This window comes from Burkholderia sp. AU44665, assembly GCF_030504405.1.
Lineage (GTDB): Bacteria > Pseudomonadota > Gammaproteobacteria > Burkholderiales > Burkholderiaceae > Burkholderia > Burkholderia semiarida.
In genome coordinates this window covers 116,476-137,118 of record NZ_JAUJRI010000014.1, presented here as the reverse complement: position 1 = coordinate 137,118, position 20,643 = coordinate 116,476, and the positions used below count along the sequence as shown (strand labels likewise).

The window sequence follows — 20,643 nt, the reverse complement described above, 5'->3', positions numbered from 1 at the left end:
GCCGATGCCCCGGCGATCAGGCGACGACGTTCCGTGCTCGCCGCGGCGCGGCTGCTGCGCTGCACCGCGCTCGGCCGCCGCATCCCCGCGGACTGCGTCCTGGCCGGTACGGAAGCTTTCGCTGCCTGACCGGACGGACCTCGTGTCGTCGACTCTCGCACGTCTCTCGTCGCAAGGACCGGGCCAGCCCCACGCGAGCCCGGCCGGACAAGGCGATGATCGGGCCGGCCGCCGGCCGCATCGGGCGTGGCCCGCCGGAAGTTACGAAACTGAAACATCGGGGCGCGGGCATGCGCCGGCCTGGCAACGGCGAGGCCTTGCGGAATAAGGCTGAACAATGGGACGCGGAATTTTTACCGGCGGCAGGCTGGCCGATCGGCCCGGTTCGACGCGGAAATTCGCCGGGCGGCCGACGCGAAATGTTTCATGCGCTTTACATGCCCACGCCGGCAATTAGACGCACCGGACGTCGCCGCTGGACGCAGCGGCCGATCGCATGGCTATACTGCGACACCGCTTCACGCGAGCTCACGCGACCTCAAGCGACTTCACGCAAACGAGCGCCCACGATGATCCGAACCTTTCACGCTGCCGAGCGCACCCGACTGATCCGCTTCAGCGTGTCGGGCCTGGGCTCGACCGCGCTGCATGCGCTGATCGCGGCCGCGATGTTCGCGCTGTTCGACGCGACGCCCGTCATCGCGAACGCGACCGCGTTCGTCTGCTCGACCGCGTTCTCGTATCTCGCCAACACGCTGTGGAGTTTTGCGTCGCCGGTGACGTGGGGCAACTTCGCGCGCTTTCTCGTGGTCGCGACGGCCGGCCTCGCCGTGACGATGCTGCTGGCGCACGGCACCGGCGCGCTCGGCCTCGCCCGCGCATGGAGCATCGTCGCGGTCGTGCTGTGCGTGCCGCCCGTCACGTTCGCGCTGCACCGGCTGTGGACCTATCGCTAAGCCGGTCCGCACGCATCGCAGGCATCGCGCATGCCGCTCAGCCGACCCGCTGATGCCCCGCGTCGCCCGATGGCGCGCCGTCGTGCCCGCCGCTGTCGCCATTGCCGCCGTTGCCGTCGTGATCGTTCAACCCGTGTTCGATCATCATCCGGTAGAGCGTCACGCGTGAAATGCCGAGCTCGGCGGCGGCCTTGTTGATCCGGTGGTCGTTGCGCAGCAGCGCGTTCTCGATCGCGGTGCGTTCGGCCAGCGCCCGCGCCTGTTCGAGCGTCACCGGTTCGGTTTCGCCGGGCGTGTCGAGCCCGAGATCGTGCGGCGTCAGCAGCCGGCTCTCGGCCATCACGATCGCGCGCCGCACGCGATTGATCAGCTCGCGCACGTTGCCGGGCCACTCGTAGCGCCGCATCGCGTCGAGCGCGGCCGACGTGAAACCGCTGATCTTGCGGCCGCTGTCGGCCTTGAATTTCTGCAGCACGTAGTGCGCGAGGATGTCGATGTCCTTGCCGCGGGCGCGCAGCGGCGGCTCGTGGATGCGCAGCACGCACAGCCGGTGATAGAGATCCGCGCGGAAGCGCCCGGCCTCGACCGCGCCGTCGAGATCGACGTGCGTGGCCGAGATGATCCGCACGTCGACGGGGATCGATTCCTGTCCGCCGAGCCGCTCGATCTTGCCCTCCTGCAGGAAGCGCAGCAGGCTCGCCTGGCTTTCGACCGGCATGTCGCCGATTTCGTCGAGAAACAGCGTACCGCCGTTCGCCGATTCGATCCGGCCCGCGCGCCGCTGGTTCGCGCCGGTGAACGCGCCGCGCTCGTAGCCGAACAGCTCCGACTGCAGCAGGTGATGCGGAATCGCGCCGCAATTGATCGCGACGAACGGCCCCTTGCCGCGGCTGGAGCGCTCGTGAATCGCGAGCGCCGTCAATTCCTTGCCGGTGCCCGACTCGCCCGAGATGAATACGCTCGCGTCCGTCTTCGCGACCTTGCGGATCGTGCTGAACAACTGCTGCATCGCCTCGCAGTTGCCGATCATCCCGTGTTCGCCGATCGACGCCGCATAGGCCGCGCCGTCGACACGATCGAGCGCGGCCATCCCGCGTGCATGGCCGAGCACGTGCGAAATCCATTCGTACGGCAGCGGTAGCGTCACGTAGTCGAAACAATAGCTGCGGATCAGCTCGCGCACGGCGGGGCCGATCATGATGCCGGCCTGCGCGATGGAAATCCAGCCGATCGCCGGCTGGCTCAGGCACATCTTCAGCGCGGGATAGTCGCGCGACGTGAACCCGGTGAAATCGACCAGCCCGGCGGCCACGCTCACGCCGGAGGTCATGTTCTGCGCGGCGCCGGCCGTCTTAGCGACCGCGATCTCCCAGCCGAGCCCGCGCAGTTGCGCGAGCAACGGCTCGTCGGGCGTGCGCATGATCACGAAAAGCTTGCGTCCGGCCTCGGGAGCGGTGACGGACACGTCCGTCATCTCGGGCGCCGCCTGCCCGTTTGCGTCGGGTGACCTTGCAACCATCGTTATTCCCCGCTTGGCGTTGGTATCGCGCGCCGGCTCGCCGCCGCATCCGACGGACACGATCGAACCGACATATTGGCCGTATTTCCGTCCGAATAAAATCCCCCTGCGCATGAATCGCGCGTGAGGTGGACGTTGTCATGAACGGTATATCGATGCGGCCGGCCTGCGGCTAAATGGGTGTTATCCCTGTGGCATGCACCGCGCGCGACCGGAAAGGGCCGGCGCCGCGCGCGCAAAGCCGCGCCGGTGCTGGCGCGCGGCGATTCCGCGCGACGCGGCGCACGCAGTGTCGGCGCGCCGGCGCCGGTGCGCGCAACCGGTCGGCCGGGCATGCGGGCGCCCGGGAGATCGATTCCGGTTGATTTTCGTCAATCGCCGAAAGAAGCCGGTTGATGCACGAACGCAACATGCGCGGCGCCCCGCCGCGCGGCGGGGCCGGGTCAGCGGCCCGATGCGAGCGGCGCCGGCGCGTTCGCGCGGCCGCGGCCGGCCGGCGTGCCGCCGTGTTGGCCGTAGCGGGCGGCCAGTACGTCGACCCGCGCGAGATGGTGGCGATTGTCGTGATCCCACGGGTGGAAGCCCGGCCGGAAAAAGCTCAGCCATTCGCCCGCGATGCGCGGGAACAGCCCGCGGCGCGGCCCGTACAGGAACGCGATCGTGCGCAGCATGCCGCGCGCGTGATGCCCGGCGCCGCGATCGCGCCACAACAGCGTTACATGGATCAGAAACACGGTCGGCCAGAACGTCAGCGTCGTCAGCAGATACACGCCGATGCGGATCAGGTAGCGGCGCAGCCCCGGCTCCGTCACGGCATTCCACACGTCGAACGACACGGCCTTGTGCTCGGTTTCCTCCAGCGCATGCCAGATCCATATCTGCCGGTAGCCTTCGACCGAACCGTCGAGGCGTGTCGGGTCGCGCAGCAGCCAGTCGGCCAGCATCGCCGTGTAGTGCTCGGCCGCGACCGTGTGCGCGAGCTGCACCGAATGCGGCAGCTTGCGCTTCATGTAGCCGAGCACCTTCCACACGCGCTGGTCGAGCTTGCGCGCGGGCAGCCGGTTCGCCTGCATCAGCTCGTTGTATTCGACGTGCTCGCGCGTATGCATCGCCTCCTGGCCGATGAAGCCGAGCACCTGCTGCTTCAGCACGGGATCGTCGATCCGGTCGCGATAGTTGCGCACCGCATCCATGAAGAAGCGCTCGCCGGCCGGAAACAGCAGCGACAGCGCGTTGAAGAAATGGGTCACGTGCGATCCGAGGCCATGCCAGTCCTTCGCGCGCTCGACCGGCAGGTCGAAGCGCAGGTCGCGGCGCACCGGCATGATCCCGGCTGCGGTGGCGCAAGCGGCTGACTTCATGTTCATCGTTCTCCTGTTGCGGAGCGGCCGGCGCATCGTACGACGCGGCCGGCGCAAGCCCGGGCGGCGCATCGCGCACCGCCAAAATCATGACATCGACAGATGTAAAGATAGGCCGCGCGCGCCGGCACACGCAAGCTGCACGGTAGATGCGCGCTTCCAAACAGCGCGCGGTCCGCAAGGCGGAAAAAATGGCGCTCGGACGACGCCCGGACGGGTTGCGATTCGAACGCTGAGGTGCACTGACGAACGCGGTCCCGGGCGCGGCGCCGCGCCCCCACGTCGGCCCGCGAGCCCCGTGCGGCGGGCCTTGCACCGCATCGGGCACCCGTCGCGCAGCGGGCGGCGACGCGTGCCGGTCACATCGATTCATACGCGCCGCGCACCGTCATGGTGCAACCTTGGCCCAGCGGCTCGCGAAAAATTCAAACGCGCGTTCCAATTGCGTTTCGGGCGGTCGTGCGCTCGGCGCCCCGCCACGCTTGCCGGCACGCGTGCGGCGGCGCGAAATCCGTGCGCGCCGGCCCGCTGCCCGCTCGCCTACAATAGCGGTTTCACGCAACCTCTTTCAGGAGAAATCATGTCCGTCATCACGACCGAATCGGGCCTCAAGTACGAGGACCTGACCGAAGGCACCGGCGCGGAGGCGCAAGCCGGCAAGACGGTGAGCGTCCACTACACGGGCTGGCTGACCGACGGTCAGAAATTCGATTCGAGCAAGGATCGCAACGACCCGTTCGCGTTCGTGCTCGGCGGCGGCATGGTCATCAAGGGCTGGGACGAAGGCGTGCAAGGCATGAAGGTCGGCGGCGTGCGTCGCCTGACGATCCCGCCGCAACTCGGCTACGGCCCGCGCGGCGCGGGCGGCGTGATTCCGCCGAACGCGACGCTCGTGTTCGAAGTCGAACTGCTCGACGTCTGACGCGGCACGCGAGCCGCCGGCTGACGCGCTGCCCCATGGCGCACCTTCCGTCCCCCACCGTCGCGCTGCAACGCTACGACACGCTCGAAGCGTCGGATGTGCACGACTTTCACCAGATCGTACTCGGCATCGACGGTGCGATGGTGATGGCGGTGGACGGCGTCAGCCAGCGTCTCGACCGGCACGGCGCGTGGCTGGTTCCGGCCGGTGCGCGCCACGATTACGCGGGCCTGGGCGAGAATCGCCAGCTCGTGCTCAATCTTCCCCTCGCGTCGCTCGCGGTGCCGCAGCGGTTGTTCGACCATGCACGTGCCGTGTCGATCGACCCGGCGCTCACGTCGCTCGTCGCGCAGGTCGCGGCGGCCGCCGCGCAGTACGATGCGCCGGACGGCGACGCACGGCAGGCGGCCGCGCACCGTTTCCAGTGGCAGGCCGCCGCGCGCCTGTGCGACGCGCTGCTCGACAATGCCGGCATCGCCGCGCCTGCGTCGGGCCTCGATTTCGCGCGCATCGACCGCTGGCTGCGCGCCCACCTCGCCGAACCGCTGCGCATCGCCGATCTCGCCGCGCACTGCGGCTACGGGATGCGCCGGTTTCATCAATTGTTCGTCGACGCATTCGGCGAAACGCCGCATCGCTATCTGCAGCGGCTGCGGCTCGACGCAGCGGTCGTGCTGCTCGCCGACGGCCGGCATTCGCTCGTCGACATCGCGGGCAGCGTCGGCTTCGCGGATCAAAGCACGTTCACGCATGCGTTCACGAAGCGCTTCGGCATCGCGCCGGGACGCTGGCGCGGTGAACGGCATTGAACGCATCGGCCTCGCCGAATCCATATCGACGCACATAGCAGGCAACAACACCCGCAGCCGTACCGACGCTTCACGTCCCGCCGAAACATCGCATGTCCGTCGCTGCCTACGATCGACGACCATCCGGCGGCGCAACCATCGCCCATGACGCTTACCGCCGTGCCGCGCCGGCTTCGTCGCCGATCTTCCTGACGGCCGTATCGGCCGCCTTCAAAGGCCGGCCGTCGTCGTGCCGAAGCGCGAGCTTGCGGATCGCGCGCCCGGTACTGCGATCGACCAGCACCGAATGCGGCTCGCCGCGCGCGAACAGGTTCGCCTCGCCCCACTGCCGCAGCATCACGATGACCGGAAACAACCCCTCGCCCTTTTTGGTCAGCACGTACTCCTGATACGCGGTGCCGTCGGACGCCGGCACGACGTCGAACACACCGGCGTCCACCAGCATCTTCAGCCGGTCGGACAGGATGTTGCTCGCGACGCCGAGGCTCGCGCGGAAATCGCCGAAGCGGCGCACGCCGTCGAACGCGTCGCGCACGATCAGCAACGCCCAGCGATCGCCGACGATATCGGTCGCGCGCGCCACCGGGCACGGCGAATCCGCAAGACTTTTCTGTCTGGCCATGTTCCTCTCCGCAAGCGTGCCGGCCGCCTTCGCGGGCATGCCGGCCATCCGTGCACGGGCCTCTGGCCCGCCACTCAACAGGTTGCATTTTAAAACCTGTTTCCCTACACTCCAAACTAGTTTTAAATTGCAACTACATTACACGAGGGAACCATGGGATCGTCCTGTCATTCCGGCACCGTTGCCGCTCGCACGCCAACCGATGCGATCCATTCTGCCGAGGGTGGCCGCCTGTCGTCGGCGCGCGTCGCGCTGCTGGCCGCGTGCTGCGCCGCGAGCGTCGCGAACGTCTACTACGCGCAGCCGCTGCTCGACTCGATCGCGCGGGACTTCGGTGTATCGCAGGCCGCCGTCGGCGGCGTCATCACCGCGACGCAGCTCGGCTGCGCGCTCGCCCTGCTGTTCGTCGTGCCGCTCGGCGACCTGGTGAACCGCAAGCGCCTGATCGCCGTGCAGCTTCTGCTGCTGACCGCGGCCTGCATCGGCGTGGCCGCCGCGTCGACGCGCGTCGCGCTGCTGGCCGGAATGGTCGCGGTCGGGCTGCTCGGCACCGCGATGACGCAAGGGCTGATCGCGTGCTCGGCCGCGCTCGCCGGCGCAGGCGAACGCGGGCGCGTCGTCGGGGCCGCGCAAGGCGGCGTCGTTGTCGGGCTGCTGGCCGCGCGCTCGCTGGCGGGCGTCGTCACCGACGTCGCGGGATGGCGGGCCGTCTATCTCGTGTCGGGCGCGCTCGCGATCGCGATGCTCGTCGTGCTGTCGCGGCTGCTGCCCGACATGCACGCGCCGCGCGAACGCATCGGTTACGCGGCGCTGCTGCGCTCGATGGGGTCGCTGCTGCGCGACGAACGCGTGCTGCGCGTGCGCGGCGCGATCGCGCTGCTGATGTTCGCGGCGTTCAGCATCTTCTGGAGCGCGCTCGTGCTGCCGCTGAGCGCGCCGCCGCACGCGATGTCGCACACGCAGATCGGCGCGTTCGGCCTCGTCGGCGCACTCGGCGCGGCGGCCGCCGCCCGCGCGGGCCGGCTCGCGGATCGCGGGCGCGGCGAAGCGACGACAGGCGCCGCACTCGCGCTGCTCGCGTGCGCGTGGCTGCCGCTCGCGTTCGGCAATACGTCGATTGCGCTGCTGGTCGTCGGCATCGTGCTGCTCGACGTCGGCGGGCAAGCCGTGCACGTCGTCAACCAGAGCATGATTCTCGGTGCGCGACCCGACGCGCATGCGCGTCTCGTCGGCTGCTACATGCTGTTCTATTCGGCCGGCAGCGGGCTCGGCGCGATCGCGGCGACGATGATGTATGCGCGCGCCGGATGGACAGGCGTGTGCGTGCTCGGGGCGGGGGTGAGCGTGGCCGCGCTCGGCGTATGGGCCGCGACGCTCCGGCGCGCGTGATGCGCGCCGGCCATGCGGATCGGACGGGAAAAGCCGGCCCGCCTATGCCGGACGGCCGGCACGCGAACCGGCCACGCACGCGCGCCGGTGGGGTTTTCGGACCGCTTCGGTCCCGCTTCGGACCCGCTTCGGTGCGGCGCCCGCGGCGCGCGCCGCGGGCGTTCAGCCTGCCGCCTGGATCGCCTCTTCGTACACGCCGGCGACGCGCCGCGCGATCACCGCGTTGTCGAAATGCTCGCGCGCGTAGCGCTTGCATGCGGCCTCGTCGGGCAGCGCGATCGCGCCCGACAGCGCGCCGCCGAGCCCTTCCGCGATCGCGTCCGCGCCCGTCGACGGCAGCACGAGATCGTTCGACAACCCGGCGACCGCCTCCGGCAGCCCGCCGACCGGCGTGACCAGCACCGGCGTGCCGGACGCGAGCGATTCGACGGTGATCAGCCCGAAGCCTTCCAGCGCGACCGTCGGCACGACGCTGACCGTCGCCGCGCGGTACAGCGCCGCGAGATGGTAGTCGGGCACGAAGCCGAGCAGCTTCACGTTGTCCTGCAGCCCGGCTTCGTCGATACGCTGCTGCAGTTCCTCGCCGATCTTGCCCTTGCCGGCGATCAGCAGCAGCACATCCGGGTGACGGCGCTTGACGAGGCCGATCGCGTCGATCAGGTCCTCCAGCCCCATGCGCCGCACGAGCCGGCGCACGGCCAGCACGATCGGCCGGTCCTGCGGCAATTGCAGCTTGTGCCGCGCCTCGGCGGGCGTGAGCGGCGTGTCGAACTGCGCGGTATCGACGCAGCCGGGAATCACGCGCACGCGCGACGGATCGATTCCGTAGCGGTTCGTCAGGATCTGGCCGAACGCCTGCGACAGCACGATCAGCCGCGACGAGCGCGTATAGACGGCCTGTTCGAGATAGCGTTTCGCGCGCTGCCCGAGCGACGCGGCGCCCTCGACCTGGCTTTCGTCGGCCCACGGCCCCTGGAAGTGCGACACCTGCGGAATCCCGCGCGTCACGTCGAGCCCAGGGAACGTGTACAGCGCGAAGTGCGACGAAATCACGTCGGGCCGCTCGGTGCGGATCTCGTCGCGCAGCGCGCGCCGCGCGGCGAGCATCCGGCGCGCGAGCGGCTGCGACGCGGGCCCGAAGCCCTGGATCGCCCCGCCCGTGTCGTCGGCGACCTTCGGCGAGCCGGCGACGAGCCCGCGCACCTCGACGCCCGCGCCGGGCAGCGCGCCGACGAGCGAGTAGTACATCCGGTCGAGGCCGCCCGCGCGTTCGGGGAACCAGTGCATGCCGATCTGCAACGATTTGATCGGCCGGGAGGATTGGGACATCACGGTTGCTCCTGCGTGATTGCATGCTCGACCCGCTCGAACGCGGACGGCTGCGTGGGTTGGCCGATGCGCCGGTAAAGCGCGACGTACTGGGCGCCCATGTGCGCCCAGCCGAAACGGGTCATCAGTTCGCGGGCCGCGTCGCCCATCGCGCGACAGGTGTCGCGCGACGCCGCGAGCGAGCCGATCGCCTGCGCGAGCGCGGCCGGATCGTCCGGGTCTTCCAGCACGATCCCGCACTCGCGCGTGATGATTTCCGCGCCGCCCGCCGTGCGCGCGGTGACGACCGGCAGCCCGGCCGCCATCGCCTCCAGCAGCGACAGGCTCATCGCTTCGTAGCGCGACGGAAAGACATACGCGTCGACCGAGCGCATCAGCGTCGGCATGTTCTTCACGAGCCCGAGGAAATGCACGCGCGAATCGAGGCCGAGCGCGCGCGCTTCTTCCGGATACGGGCTGCCGGGCAGATAGCCGGCCACCGCCAGATGCACGTTCGCGGGCAGCTTCGTCAGCGCCTTCAGCACGGTGCCGAGGTTCTTGCGCGGCGTGCGCAGATCGCCGACGAACAGCAGCAGGAACGCGTCGTCCGGCAGCTTGAACGCCGCACGGTCGGCCTGCGCGCCCGCGAACGCGCTGCCGTCGACGCCGTTGTAGATCACGCTGATCTTGCGACTGTCGATGCCGAGCCCGGCGATCTCGTCGGCCACCTTCTGCGATACCGCGGTGATCGCGCGCGAGCGCTTGTACGCCCAGCGCTCGAGCACGGTGTTCACGCGCGTGTACACGTACTGGTAAGCCGACCACAGCCCCTTGGCGGGCCCGAACGGATAGTACGGACTCTTGAACCAGCCGCCGTGCACGAAGTGCGCGGTATTCACGTCGGCCTCGATCCACGAGATGAAGCCGTTCACGTGCAGCACGTCGTATTCGCCGCGGTGCGCGCGCAGCCAGGCCGCGCTTTTCAGCGCGAACACCTGCTGCTTGACGAGATTCGACGGCCAGAAGCCGCCGACCTTCACCGGCACCCAGCGCACGCGCGGATCGGCCAGCAGCTCGGGCGCGACATGCGACGCGACCAGCGTGACCTCGTAGTTTTCGGCCAGCGCCGCGCGCGCGATTTCGTAATTGACGCGGCCCTGCCCGTCGTTATGTCGCACGACGTGCGTGACGATCGCGATTCTCAATGGTCGCCTCCCCGTGAACGCGCGGCGGCCAGCAGGCGTTGCGCCTTCTGCCAGTGCGCCGCGGCAAGTATCGAAAAAATGGCTGTGAACATCAGCAGGCCGCCGGTGCCGATCAGCGAGTTCGTGAACACGAGCATCGCGAAGGTCGACAGGCACAGGCTCAGGCACGCGCCGACGAACTTGTCCTTGCGCAGCTTGAACGCCGCGCGCAGCGTGCGGCCGAACAGCATCACGACGCCGGCGAGATACAGCAGCGTGCCGGGCCAGCCGAGCACGAACGGCACGTTCATCACGCCGCTGTCGAAGCTGCCGTACTTGCCGAGCTCGCCGCTGTCGCTCGACAGCTTCGTCGACGCGCCGGTCGCGCCCATCCCCTCGCCGGCGACGTCGGTGAACGCCGTCTGCGCGAAGGTCGCGTAGAACTTGTTGCGGTCGTCGTAGCTGCGATCGTCCTTCAGGTTCGTGATCGACTGCAGGCGCTGGCCGAGCCGGTCGGCCACCGGCCCGACGGTCAGCAGCGGCACGCACAGCCCGACCAGCACGACGCCGCTGATCAGGATCCGCATCCGCACGCGGTTGCTCGATTGCACGAGCTGGATCGCGAGCGCGATCACCCAGCCGCCCCAGGTCGAACGCACGAGACACAGCGCGAACGACACGAAGCCGGCCGCGCCCGCGAACCAGCGGATCTTCTGCGGCGCGACCAGCACGAACACGAGCGCGCCCATCATCGCGAACGCGAACGGCCCCGACGAATTCATCGTGCTGAACACGCGCACGCCGTACGGCACCGGCTCGCCCTGCGAGCCCATCTGCGAGCCGACCATCCACAGCACGTCCCACTGCGGCATCACGAAGTACTGCACGACGCCGTACACGCCCATCACGAGCATGCCCCACATGAAAGTGGACAGCAGCACGTCGCGATACTCCGGATAGTTGCGCGCGTTCACCATGATGTGAAAGCCGATCAGGATCGGGTACAGCCAGTTCGCGAGGTCGTAGGTCGCGGCCATCACGCCGCTCGACACGATCCCGACCAGGTACGCGTACACGAGCCCGAACAGCATCAGCAGCACGGGAATCCCGCGCCGCTGCGCGAGCACGCGGTAATGCCTGACGAGCCCCAGGCCGGCGATCATCGTCACCGCGAGCGGCGCGACCTGGATCAGGCTCGTCGGCGTGAACGCGCCCTTCGACCAGTCGGCCAGGCGCCGCACTTCCGGGCTCAGGAACCACACCCACCACATGAAGCCGACATAGCGCGCCGGGCTCTTGAAATACAGCCAGATGCCGACCGCGATGGCCAGCACCGGGAACGCGAGCGTCAGCACCTTGCCCTGGTGGACGGCGATCAGCGCGGCGGTGAACGCCCACAGTCCGGCCTGCCCGGCCCAGTGCTTCGGCTCGGCGAACCAGCTGCGGGCGCGCGACGGCGCGCGTTCGGCGGCAATCGTACTCATCGATCCGCGCTCACCGCGACGACGCGCTCGAATCCGCGAGCGGCATCGCGGCGTCCGCCGCCGCGGGCGTGCGGCGCCGGCGCAGCATGTCGCGCGTGATCCGCACGTGCTGCTCGGCGAACGCCTGCGTGGTCAGGTTGCGTTCGCGCAGGCACGCGGCGGCCGCCCGTGCGCAGTCGAGCGCCGCCGCCGGATCGGCGACGAAGCGGTCGGCGGCCTGGCGCATCGCCTGCGCGTCGAACGCCGGCACGTAGGCGGCCGTATCGTGCGGGAAGTAGTCGCTCAGGCCGCCCACGTCGGACACGATCATCGGCTTGCCGACGGCCGCCGCCTCGAGCATCACGGTGATACCCGACGCGTGGAAATTCGGCCGCAGCGGCACGACGATCACGTCGGCCCACGCGTACAGCTCGTGCTGCTTCGCGAGCCCCGATGCCGAGCCGATCTTCACGTTCGGCGCATGCCACTCGCGCGGCACGCGGCGGCGCGTCGCGAGCCGCACGTCGTAGCGTTCGTCGCCGCCGAACGCGGCGAGAAACGTGCGCCAGTCGCGGTCGCGGTCGTTGCCGATCGCGGCGATCCGCAGCGGCCGGTTCGGCTGCCATTGCCGCGGCTCGACCGGCGGGAAATCCTGCGTGTTCAGCCCGTAATAGACGAACTCGGCTTCGCGCCCGAGGGTGCGGCGGCACAGCTCGGCGTTGTCGCGGGCGAGCGTGGTCAGCACATCGGCGCGCGCGAGCAGCTTGCGGTACAGCCAGCGGCGCGGGCCGCCGAAGCCGTCCCACTTGTCGAACAGCCACACGCTCTGCGCGAGCAGCAGCGGGCGCTTGCCCTGCGCGCCGGCGAGCTTCAGGATCAGCGCGGCGGCCAGATGCTCCTGCTCGGTGTGCGTCCAGATCACGTCGGCGGTGCGCAGCGCCGCGCGGTTGCGCCACGCATGCACGACGTCGAAGCCGAGCGCCGCCTTCAGCGCGCGGCGCGCGAGGCTCACGACGCGGTTCTCGCGCACGTCCTGCGAATAGGTCAGCCGGAATTCGTCGGATTCGGCGTGGTGATAGCCGTACAGGCAGCCGATGCCGTCGCCTTTCCGGTAGGTACGCGGATCGGCGCCGTAGAACAAATGGACGTGAACGTTCGTTGCAGCCTTGGTGGTCATGCGAGCCCTCCGGGCATGGCCGCGCGCGAGGCGCGCAGGCCGTTCAAGACGTCACCGGCGGCATCGCCGCACGGTGGGGGGCGAGGTTCGTGCGGCGTGCATCGCGCGCGCCGCGGCGCACCGCGCGCCAGTGCGCGAGCACGCGGGCGCGCCGCGGGCTCGGCAGCGACAGCAGCACGTGCGCGAAGCCGGGATAGACGCGCGTGCCGACCAGCGTCCACCACCACCACGCGATCTCGCGCCGCAGCGGGGGCAGATGCTCGCGCAGCGTCAGCTGCAGGTTGTACGCGCCGTTGCCGATCGCGTTCAGCGACGCCGCATCGCGCCGGTCGTCGTCGAAGCGCTCGGCCGGGAAATGATCGACGGCGATCGCCGGGTCGTACAGCAGCGTCCAGCCCGCGCGCTGCACGGCCATGCTGAACGCCATGTCGTTGTGCACCTGCGCGCCGGCGCCGCGCAGCCGCGTATCGAAGCGCAGCCGTTCGATCGCCGCGCGGCGGTAGCTCATGTTCGCGCCTTTCAGCATGTCGACTTCACGCGCGCCGCCGACGCCGAGGTGATGATTGCCGACGATCTTGCCCGACAGCGTGAGCTGGCCGACCCGCTCGCGCGATTCGTCGAGCACGCGGCCCTTCTCGTGCACCCAGTCGCGCCCGCCGACCGCGCCCACGCGCGGGTTGGACAGGAACGCGGCTTCGATGCGCGCGAGCCAGTCGGGGTGCGGCGCCGCATCGTCGTCGGTGATCGCGACGATGTCGCCGCCCGCCGAGTCGAGCCCCTTGTTCAGCGCGGCGACCTGCCCGGCCACGTCGACCGGCACGATGCGCAGCGGCAGCGCGCCGCCGACCGCCGGATCGGCAAGCCGTTCGTGCGTGGCGTCGTCCTCCGGGCGCGCGACGACGATCACCTCGTCGGGCAGCCGCTGCTGCCGCTGCAGCGCCAGCAGGCAGCGCGCGAGGTCGGCGGGACGCCGGTAGGTCGGAACGAGCACGGAAATTTTCATCGAGGGTTCTCCATTCGGCCGGGCCGATGCGGCGCGCGCCGGCCCGGTGTCGTGCAATGCGGTCAAGCGCTCAGGTATTCGTGCACGGCCGCATAGCCGCGGCCGTAGCCGCGCGCCTTCGGCGGCACGCCATTGAAGATCCCGCCTTCCAGATCGACGCCCGCGGTGCGCAGGCGCTTGATCGCATCGGCGATCTCGCCTTCGGTATGCATGCCCGAGCGCAGCACGAGGAACGTCGAGCCGGCCATGCGGCCGATGATGGTCGCGTCGGTCACCGCCAGCACCGGCGGCGAATCGATCAGCACGACGTCGTAGCGCTTGCCGAGCCCTTCGAGGTATTGCGGCAGGCGCGTCGACATCAGCAGCTCCGACGGGTTCGGCGGGCGCGTGCCGGCCGCGATGAACGACAGGCCCTGCACCGGCGTCTCGCGGATCGCTTCCTCGAGCGGCGACTGATCGCTCAGCAGCTCGGACAGGCCCGGCTGCACGGTGAGGCCGAAGTAGCGGTCGAGCATCCCGCGGCGCATGTCGGCGTCGATCAGCAGCACGCGCTTGCCCGAATGCGCGAGCAGCACCGCGAGGTTGACCGTCAGGAAGCTCTTGCCGATGCCCGGCGTCGGGCCGGTCAGCACGATCACGCGATTCTTCGCGTCCATCATCGCGAACTGCATCGCGGTGCGCAGGCTGCGCATGCTTTCGACGCTCAGGTCCTTCGGACGCAGGCTCGCGAGGATCGGCCGCGCGCGGCTGCCGCCCTTCTCCGCCGCCGCGTCGAGCTTCACCTGCTCGGCGCTTTGCGGCACCAGCCCGTACAGCGGCAGGTTGAAGGTGCGCTCGATGCGGTCGGGATCCTCGATGCCCTGGAACAGGTTGCGGCGCAGGAACACGACGCCCGTGCCGAGGATCAGCCCGAGGAACACGGCGGCCGACAGGATCAGCACCTTCTTCGGCTTGACCGGCGCGCCCGGACGCAGTGCCGAATCGATGAGATGGATGTTGCCGCCCGTGCCGGCCTTCTGCACCGACAGCTCCTGCACGCGGTTCAGCAGCAGCACGTAGATGTCCTCGGCGACCTTCGCGTCGCGCTGGAGCTGGACGGCCTTCACTTCGGTCGCCGGCAGGCTGCGGAAGCGGTTGCTGAACTTGTCCTTCTCGCCCTGCAGCTCCGCGAGCTGCTGCTTCGCGGCGATCACCATCGGGTGCGAATCGGTGAAGCGCTGCGCGAGCGACGCGAGCTGCAGACGCTGCGCGGCGATCTGCTGTTCGTACTGCACGCTGCCCTGGAGGTAGACCTTCGCCTCGTCGCTCGCGTTGATCGAGCCCGACGTGCGCTGGTATTGCGTGAGCGCGGCTTCGGCGCGCTCGAGGTCGGCCTTCAGGCGCGGTTCCTCGCCCTTCAGGAAGTCGAGCATCTTGGTCGCTTCCGCCTGCTTCGCGATCACGTGCTGGTTCAGGTACGACTGCGCGAGCGCGTTCGCGATCGCGGCGGTCTGGTCCGGGTCCTTGCCTTCGAGCGAGATCTGCACGACGCCCGTCTGCTTGCCCTGCTCGCTCACCTGGATGCCGGCCTGGAACCCGCTGATCGCGTCGAGATCGTTGTAGCGCACCACCGTGAACTGCGTGCCGGGGCGCGCGACGAGCTTGCTCACGAGCAGCGTCACGCCGCCGCCCTGCGCCGATTCGCCGACGCGGCCGGCCAGCAGCCGCGTGCCGTTCTCGTCGACGAGCGAATAGGTGCCGTTCGGGCCGGCCGTCAGCGTGAGCTTCTTGCCTTCGAGCGCCGGCACGACGCTGATCGAATCGACGTCGGCGACTTCGCCGCCCCACGCGTACGATTTCAGGCCGAGCCACGGCCGCGACGGCTCGCCGGGCGTCGCGACGCGCGCGGCGAGGCTGCCGATCACCGGCAGCGTCTTCGGCGCGATCGAGAAGTTCAGCTTGAACTGCTCGACCACCGGCGCGACTACGCCTCGGCTCTTGATGATCTCGATTTCCGCATCGGTCGGCGCCTGCTGCGGCCCGCTGTTGATCGACGCGCCCGTCTGCGTCTGCGTGAGCGCCTGCGACGTGTTGTCGTTGCCCTCGACCCGCACGTGCACGTCCGCCTGGTAGACCGGCTTCGCGACGAAGCAGTAGAGGCCGGCGAGCGCGACGACCATCACCGCGATGCCGAGCAGCAGCCAGATGTCGTCCAGGATGACCTGAAGCAACTGGCCGAGGACGACGTCCTCTTCCTCGGTCTTCGCGGTCAGGTCCGCGTAGGAGTGTTTCGCTTGCGTGTTCACCATTCGTTCCCGCTTGAGTGGTGCCGGGGGGCGGACGCCGCCCCGGCGGGCTATCAGCGCGTGATTTGCCGCATGTAGAAGATCGTCTGGATCGTCGGCAGCACCTGCTGCAGCACGCGGTTGAACTGCACCGAACCGGCCGTGCTGACGTAGACGACGTCGAGCGGCTGAAGCGGGAAGCGGCTCGACAGCATCAGCGCATCGGGCTGCGTCATGTCGAGGCGGTACACTTCGGGCTTCGTCGGGTTGTCGCGCATCCCGCGCATCACGTAGATCTTGCGCGGGTTCGCGTCGGTGTCGAGAATCCCGCCGCCCGCGGTCAGCGCATCGGCGATCGTCAGCTTGCCCTTGAGCATCGGCACCGTGACCGGCGTCTTGACCTCGCCCATGATGAACACGCGGCTGTCGCTGCGGTCCGGCACGTTGACGATGTCGCCCGGCTGCAGCATCACGTTCTGCTTCACCTCGCCGCGATCGAGCACGCCGTTCGCGTCGAGCGTGTACAGCTTGCCGTCGCGCGTCAGGCGCACGCGCTGCAGGTCGGCCTCGGCGGTCGAGCCGCCCGAGCGCGAGATCGCGTCGACGAGCGTGAGCGGCACGTCGCTCACCGCGAGCGGGCCCGGCTGCTTCACCTCGCCCGTCACCTGCACCTTCTGGCTGCGGAACGACAGCACGCGCACGTCGAGCTGCGGATTCTTCACGTAGCGCGCGAGGCTCGACGCCATCTCGTCGCGGATCTGCGCGACCGTCTTGCCGGCCACGCGAATCCGGCCGACGAACGGGAAGAAGATCGTGCCGTCGGCGGCGACCGTCTGGCCGTACGGATCGGCCTGGCCCGGCAGCGCGGTCGTATACGGCTGCTGCAACGCGCCCGCGACCGATTGCGTCGTGTTGCCGCCGCTCGAGAACGACTGGCCCTGCGGCGTCGTCAGCTCCGGGTGGTCCCACACGGTGACGCCGAGGATGTCCTGCGGGCCGACGCGATACGTGTACTGCGACGGATCGGTATAGCGCCCGGGCGGCAGCGGATGATCGACCTGCGCTTTCTGCAGCTGGTCCATCACCACTTTGGCGTCGATGTAATGAACCGGATAGGTTTCGGCCGCTTCCTGCCGGCCGTCGTCCTTCAGGTTCGACGAGTCGAGGTAGTTGCCGGGCGCGGTTGCACAGGCTGACAGGAAAGTCGTCAGCGCGACGGCAAGCGCCACCGGGCGCATCGGGCGTTTCAGCATAGTTTCTGTAGCCATCCTTGAACCAGACGTTCGATCAGTGAGTAGCTCTCGCGGTAGTCGGCCTCGGGGCCGCCGTGCGGGTCCGCGATCTCGGCCCCTTCCCACTTGCCGAGCAGGTGAACCTTGCCGCGTGCGAACGGATCGACCGATTCGACGGCCGCGATCTGTCCGCGCTCGCTGACGAGAATCAGGTCGGCGTCGCGCACGATCCGGCGCGACAGCCGCCGCGAGCGGTGGGTCGTCGCATCGACGCCCCGCTCGGCGAGCAGTTGCCGCATCACCGGATCGATGCCGTCGCCGTCGTTCGCGTGCACGCCGGCCGAATGGAACGTCGGCCGCGGGCCGCCGCGCGACGCGGCGTGCGACTTGAACAGCATTTCCGCCGCCGGGCTGCGGCAGACGTTGGCGTGGCAGACGATCAGGATGTTCCGGAACATGGCGTCTCGTAACGAGTGACGGAAAACGGGTTACGCGCTGGCGCGCGCGGCGCCCGGCACGCGCGCGGCGACCGCCTGGCGCGAGCCCGGCCGGCCGATCGGGTGGTACTCGATACCCTGCTCGCTCATCGTCTCCGGCTCGTACAGGTTGCGGCCGTCGAAGATCACGGGCGCCTTCCACAGGCGGCCGAGCGCGACGAAGTCGGGGCTCTTGAACGCCTTCCATTCGGTGACGATCACGAGCGCGTCGGCATCGCGCGCAGCCTGCGCCTCGTCGTCGACGAAGGAGAGACGCTCGAGCCAGCTCGGGTGATCGGCGAGATCGAGCGCGATCACGCGGCGCGCTTCCTGCTGCGCGACCGGGTCGTAGGCGGCGACGCGCGCGCCGCGCGACAGCAGCTCGGCGATCAGCTCGCGGCTCGGCGCCTCGCGCATGTCGTCGGTGTTCGGCTTGAACGCGAGGCCCCACAGCGCGAACGTGCGGCCGCTCAGGTCCTCGCCGAAACGCGCGACGATCTTGTCGGCGAGCACGCGCTTTTGCGTCGCGTTGACCGACGACACGGCCTTCAGGATCTGCAGCGACTGGCCGTGCTCGTCGGCCGTGCGGATCAGCGCCTCGACGTCCTTCGGGAAGCACGAGCCGCCGTAGCCGCAGCCGGCGTACAGGAAGTGGTAGCCGATGCGCGGATCGGAGCCGATCCCGCGGCGCACGGCCTCGATGTCGGCGCCGAAGCGGTCGGCGAGGTTCGCGAGCTCGTTCATGAACGAGATACGCGTCGCGAGCATCGCGTTCGCCGCGTATTTCGTGAACTCGGCCGAGCGCACGTCCATGTACAGCGTGCGCTCGTGATTGCGGTTGAACGGCGCGTAGAGCTTCTTCATCAGCTCGCGGGCGCGCTCGCCCGGCACGTCGTCGTCGCAGCCGATCACGATGCGGTCCGGCCGCGTGAAATCGTCGACGGCCGCGCCTTCCTTCAGGAATTCCGGATTCGACACGACCGAGAACATCTGGTCGCCGCCGCGCTTCGCGAGCTCCTCGGCGACCGCGGCGCGCACGCGCTCGGCCGTGCCGACCGGCACCGTCGACTTGTCGACGATCACCTTGAAGCCGGTCATGTAGCGGCCGATGTTGCGCGCCGCCGCGAGCACGTACTGCAGGTCGGCCGAGCCGTCCTCGTCCGGCGGCGTGCCGACCGCGATGAACTGCACGTCGCCGTGCGCGACCGCGGCCTCGACGTCGGTCGAGAAGCGCAGGCGGCCGGCCGAGCGGTTGCGCGCGATGACTTCCTTCAGGCCCGGCTCGTGAATCGGCACGCCGCCGTCGTTCAGGATGTCGATCTTTGCCTGGTCGACGTCGAGACAGAACACGTCGTGCCCGATGTCGGCGAGACAGGCGCCGGTGACAAGCCCTACGTAACCGCTGCCGATGATAGTCAGATTCATGATGTGTCGGACCCCTTGACCAATGATTCGAAATTCGGAAAACCGGAATGCCTGCGTGACGCGGCGCGTCGGCGTCAGTACGCGTTGCTGCCGGTGAAGCCTTTCCACAACGTCAGCACGACGATCTTGATGTCGAGCCAGAACGACCAGTTCTGCATGTAGTACAGGTCGAGCTTCACGCGGCCCATCATCTTCTCGATCTGGTCGGTCTCGCCGCGATAGCCGTTGATCTGCGCCCATCCGGTGATGCCGGGCTTGATCCGGTAGCGGAACATGTAGCCCTTGACCAGATCCTTGTAGATGTCGTCGTGCGCGAGCGCATGCGGGCGCGGCCCCACCACCGACATCTCGCCCTTCAGCACGTTGATGAACTGCGGCAGCTCGTCGAGGCTCGTGCGCCGCAGGAACCGGCCGACCGGCGTCACGCGCGCGTCGTTCTTGGTCGCCTGCGTGACCTGCCCGGCCACTTCCTGGTGCACCTTCATCGAGCGAAACTTGTAGATCTCGAACTCGTGCCCGTCGATGCCCTTGCGCTTCTGCCGAAAGAACACCGGCCCGCGCGAGGTCAGCTTGATCAGCGCCGCGATCAGCACCATCACCGGCGCGAGCGCCGTGAGCGCCGCCAGCGCGAACAGCCGGTCGAACACGAACTTCGGCAGGATCCGCACGTCGGTGATCGGCGACGCCGCGAGGTTGATCGCCGGCACGCCGAGCACCTCGACCACTTCCTGGTTGAAGAACGACAGCGTGCGCACGTCCGGAATGAAGCGGATGTTCACGAAGTCGTGGCGGAACACCGTCACGATATGGTGAATCCGGCGCTCCTCCGTGATCGGCAGCGTGAGCCACAGCTCGCTGATCGCGCGGCTGCGCACGAGCCACACCAGCGAGTCGAACTGCCGCTCGATGCGCACGTCGTCGAGCGCGACTTCGCCCGGCGCCTCGCTTTCGTCGTACACGCACACCGGGTTGAAGCCGGCTTCCGGCCGCGCCCGCATCTGCGCGATCAGCCGTCGCGCCGCGGGCGTGCCGCCGACGATCGCGACCGCCTTCAGGTTGTAGCCGCCGCGGCGCAACTGCCGCAGCACGACGTGCACGCAGGCTTTCGAGCCGGCGAGCAGCGCCATCGTCACGAGCGCCCAGTAACCGAGCCACAGCCGCGACAGGTCGCCCGACTGGTGAAAGCTGAAACTTAACAGGATGCCCGCGAGCTCGACCGCGAGCCACGCGAACGCCACGCGGACCACCAGCCCGACGAGACGCTTGCCGCGCCACGACTGGTAGATGCCGACGGCCGGAAAGAACACGACGACGAGCAGGCAATCGAACAGCACCGTCGTACGTTGCAGGTCGCTGAGCCCGATGCTGCCGTCGTGCAGCGCCGCCGCGATCAGCGCCCCCGTCACGACCATCGCGATATCGATGACTCTCGCCAGCACGCTCAACATGTCCGCTTCCTCTTTGAACAGGCGTTTGCCGAACTGCTCCTCGTGCGACCCGTGCCGCACCTTCGATTCAAACGTTGCATGACGC

Annotated in this window: 17 protein-coding genes; 4 read left to right on the top strand and 13 right to left on the bottom strand. The window is 68.9% G+C overall.

Annotated elements, in window-relative coordinates:
- The first annotated feature begins 569 nt into the window (after positions 1-569).
- Complete coding sequence (locus QZM15_RS24640) at positions 570-956, top strand: GtrA family protein (RefSeq protein WP_302107433.1); 387 nt, start codon at positions 570-572, stop codon at positions 954-956.
- Positions 957-993: 37 nt separating this feature from the next.
- Here QZM15_RS24640 and QZM15_RS24635 read toward each other — a convergent pair whose 3' ends face one another.
- On the bottom strand, positions 994-2,475 hold the full coding sequence (locus QZM15_RS24635; protein WP_302107432.1) for a sigma-54 dependent transcriptional regulator: 1,482 nt from the start codon (positions 2,473-2,475) through the stop codon (positions 994-996).
- Between the two features lie 443 nt (positions 2,476-2,918).
- Positions 2,919-3,836, bottom strand: a complete 918-nt coding sequence (locus QZM15_RS24630; protein WP_302107431.1) for a metal-dependent hydrolase — start codon at positions 3,834-3,836, stop codon at positions 2,919-2,921.
- A 580-nt stretch (positions 3,837-4,416) separates the two neighbouring features.
- On the opposite strand from QZM15_RS24630, the gene QZM15_RS24625 reads away from it, so the two are divergent.
- Together QZM15_RS24625 and QZM15_RS24620 are read left to right on the top strand one after the other, a co-directional pair.
- A complete protein-coding gene (locus QZM15_RS24625; protein WP_006479474.1) occupies positions 4,417-4,758 on the top strand; it encodes an FKBP-type peptidyl-prolyl cis-trans isomerase in 342 nt (113 codons plus the stop codon).
- A 35-nt stretch (positions 4,759-4,793) separates the two neighbouring features.
- Positions 4,794-5,567 carry an AraC family transcriptional regulator gene (locus QZM15_RS24620; RefSeq protein ID WP_302107430.1) on the top strand — a complete coding sequence of 258 codons (774 nt, stop codon included), beginning with the start codon at positions 4,794-4,796 and terminating at the stop codon, positions 5,565-5,567.
- A gap of 151 nt (positions 5,568-5,718) precedes the next feature.
- On the opposite strand, the gene QZM15_RS24615 is transcribed toward QZM15_RS24620, so the two are convergent.
- Entirely contained in the window at positions 5,719-6,189 is a 471-nt protein-coding gene (locus QZM15_RS24615) for a helix-turn-helix domain-containing protein (RefSeq protein WP_181035465.1), read from the bottom strand.
- 153 nt (positions 6,190-6,342) lie between these two features.
- Here QZM15_RS24615 and QZM15_RS24610 point away from each other — a divergent pair, with 153 nt between their 5' ends.
- Positions 6,343-7,578: an MFS transporter gene (locus QZM15_RS24610; protein WP_302107429.1), complete on the top strand. Its 1,236-nt coding sequence runs from the start codon at positions 6,343-6,345 to the stop codon at positions 7,576-7,578.
- A 162-nt stretch (positions 7,579-7,740) separates the two neighbouring features.
- On the opposite strand, the gene QZM15_RS24605 is transcribed toward QZM15_RS24610, so the two are convergent.
- The 10 genes from QZM15_RS24605 to QZM15_RS24560 form a co-directional block, all read right to left on the bottom strand.
- On the bottom strand, positions 7,741-8,907 hold the full coding sequence (locus tag QZM15_RS24605) for a glycosyltransferase family 4 protein (RefSeq protein ID WP_302107428.1): 1,167 nt from the start codon (positions 8,905-8,907) through the stop codon (positions 7,741-7,743).
- Positions 8,907-10,091, bottom strand: a complete 1,185-nt coding sequence (locus tag QZM15_RS24600; RefSeq protein WP_302107427.1) for a glycosyltransferase family 4 protein — start codon at positions 10,089-10,091, stop codon at positions 8,907-8,909. Before QZM15_RS24600 ends, QZM15_RS24605 begins: the two co-directional genes overlap by 1 nt.
- The gene (locus QZM15_RS24595) at positions 10,088-11,554 is read right to left on the bottom strand and encodes an O-antigen ligase (RefSeq protein WP_059583023.1); all 1,467 of its coding nucleotides are present in this window, start codon (positions 11,552-11,554) and stop codon (positions 10,088-10,090) included. Before QZM15_RS24595 ends, QZM15_RS24600 begins: the two co-directional genes overlap by 4 nt.
- A gap of 10 nt (positions 11,555-11,564) precedes the next feature.
- Positions 11,565-12,710 (bottom strand): glycosyltransferase family 4 protein, encoded by a 1,146-nt coding sequence (locus QZM15_RS24590; protein WP_302107426.1) that lies wholly within the window; start codon positions 12,708-12,710, stop codon positions 11,565-11,567.
- A 43-nt stretch (positions 12,711-12,753) separates the two neighbouring features.
- Complete coding sequence (locus tag QZM15_RS24585) at positions 12,754-13,713, bottom strand: glycosyltransferase family 2 protein (RefSeq protein WP_059583028.1); 960 nt, start codon at positions 13,711-13,713, stop codon at positions 12,754-12,756.
- A 62-nt stretch (positions 13,714-13,775) separates the two neighbouring features.
- A complete protein-coding gene (locus QZM15_RS24580) occupies positions 13,776-16,001 on the bottom strand; it encodes a polysaccharide biosynthesis tyrosine autokinase (protein WP_059639105.1) in 2,226 nt (741 codons plus the stop codon).
- A 50-nt stretch (positions 16,002-16,051) separates the two neighbouring features.
- Positions 16,052-17,230: a polysaccharide biosynthesis/export family protein gene (locus QZM15_RS24575; protein ID WP_059583033.1), complete on the bottom strand. Its 1,179-nt coding sequence runs from the start codon at positions 17,228-17,230 to the stop codon at positions 16,052-16,054.
- On the bottom strand, positions 17,224-17,667 hold the full coding sequence (locus QZM15_RS24570) for a low molecular weight protein-tyrosine-phosphatase (RefSeq protein ID WP_059583036.1): 444 nt from the start codon (positions 17,665-17,667) through the stop codon (positions 17,224-17,226). Before QZM15_RS24570 ends, QZM15_RS24575 begins: the two co-directional genes overlap by 7 nt.
- 30 nt (positions 17,668-17,697) lie before the next feature.
- On the bottom strand, positions 17,698-19,110 hold the full coding sequence (locus QZM15_RS24565) for a UDP-glucose/GDP-mannose dehydrogenase family protein (RefSeq protein ID WP_302107425.1): 1,413 nt from the start codon (positions 19,108-19,110) through the stop codon (positions 17,698-17,700).
- Between the two features lie 74 nt (positions 19,111-19,184).
- The gene (locus QZM15_RS24560) at positions 19,185-20,558 is read right to left on the bottom strand and encodes an undecaprenyl-phosphate glucose phosphotransferase (RefSeq protein WP_060311804.1); all 1,374 of its coding nucleotides are present in this window, start codon (positions 20,556-20,558) and stop codon (positions 19,185-19,187) included.
- Positions 20,559-20,643: the final 85 nt, after the last annotated feature.

Coding starts and splice junctions, on each gene's coding strand:
- QZM15_RS24590 (WP_302107426.1), bottom strand. CDS start 12,710: ATGACCACCAAGGCTGCAACGAACGTTCACGTCCATTTGTTCTACGGC.
- QZM15_RS24560 (WP_060311804.1), bottom strand. CDS start 20,558: ATGTTGAGCGTGCTGGCGAGAGTCATCGATATCGCGATGGTCGTGACG.
- QZM15_RS24570 (WP_059583036.1), bottom strand. CDS start 17,667: ATGTTCCGGAACATCCTGATCGTCTGCCACGCCAACGTCTGCCGCAGC.
- QZM15_RS24575 (WP_059583033.1), bottom strand. CDS start 17,230: ATGCTGAAACGCCCGATGCGCCCGGTGGCGCTTGCCGTCGCGCTGACG.
- QZM15_RS24610 (WP_302107429.1), top strand. CDS start 6,343: ATGGGATCGTCCTGTCATTCCGGCACCGTTGCCGCTCGCACGCCAACC.
- QZM15_RS24625 (WP_006479474.1), top strand. CDS start 4,417: ATGTCCGTCATCACGACCGAATCGGGCCTCAAGTACGAGGACCTGACC.
- QZM15_RS24585 (WP_059583028.1), bottom strand. CDS start 13,713: ATGAAAATTTCCGTGCTCGTTCCGACCTACCGGCGTCCCGCCGACCTC.
- QZM15_RS24605 (WP_302107428.1), bottom strand. CDS start 8,907: ATGTCCCAATCCTCCCGGCCGATCAAATCGTTGCAGATCGGCATGCAC.
- QZM15_RS24640 (WP_302107433.1), top strand. CDS start 570: ATGATCCGAACCTTTCACGCTGCCGAGCGCACCCGACTGATCCGCTTC.
- QZM15_RS24565 (WP_302107425.1), bottom strand. CDS start 19,110: ATGAATCTGACTATCATCGGCAGCGGTTACGTAGGGCTTGTCACCGGC.
- QZM15_RS24615 (WP_181035465.1), bottom strand. CDS start 6,189: ATGGCCAGACAGAAAAGTCTTGCGGATTCGCCGTGCCCGGTGGCGCGC.
- QZM15_RS24595 (WP_059583023.1), bottom strand. CDS start 11,554: ATGAGTACGATTGCCGCCGAACGCGCGCCGTCGCGCGCCCGCAGCTGG.
- QZM15_RS24620 (WP_302107430.1), top strand. CDS start 4,794: ATGGCGCACCTTCCGTCCCCCACCGTCGCGCTGCAACGCTACGACACG.
- QZM15_RS24580 (WP_059639105.1), bottom strand. CDS start 16,001: ATGGTGAACACGCAAGCGAAACACTCCTACGCGGACCTGACCGCGAAG.
- QZM15_RS24635 (WP_302107432.1), bottom strand. CDS start 2,475: ATGGTTGCAAGGTCACCCGACGCAAACGGGCAGGCGGCGCCCGAGATG.
- QZM15_RS24630 (WP_302107431.1), bottom strand. CDS start 3,836: ATGAAGTCAGCCGCTTGCGCCACCGCAGCCGGGATCATGCCGGTGCGC.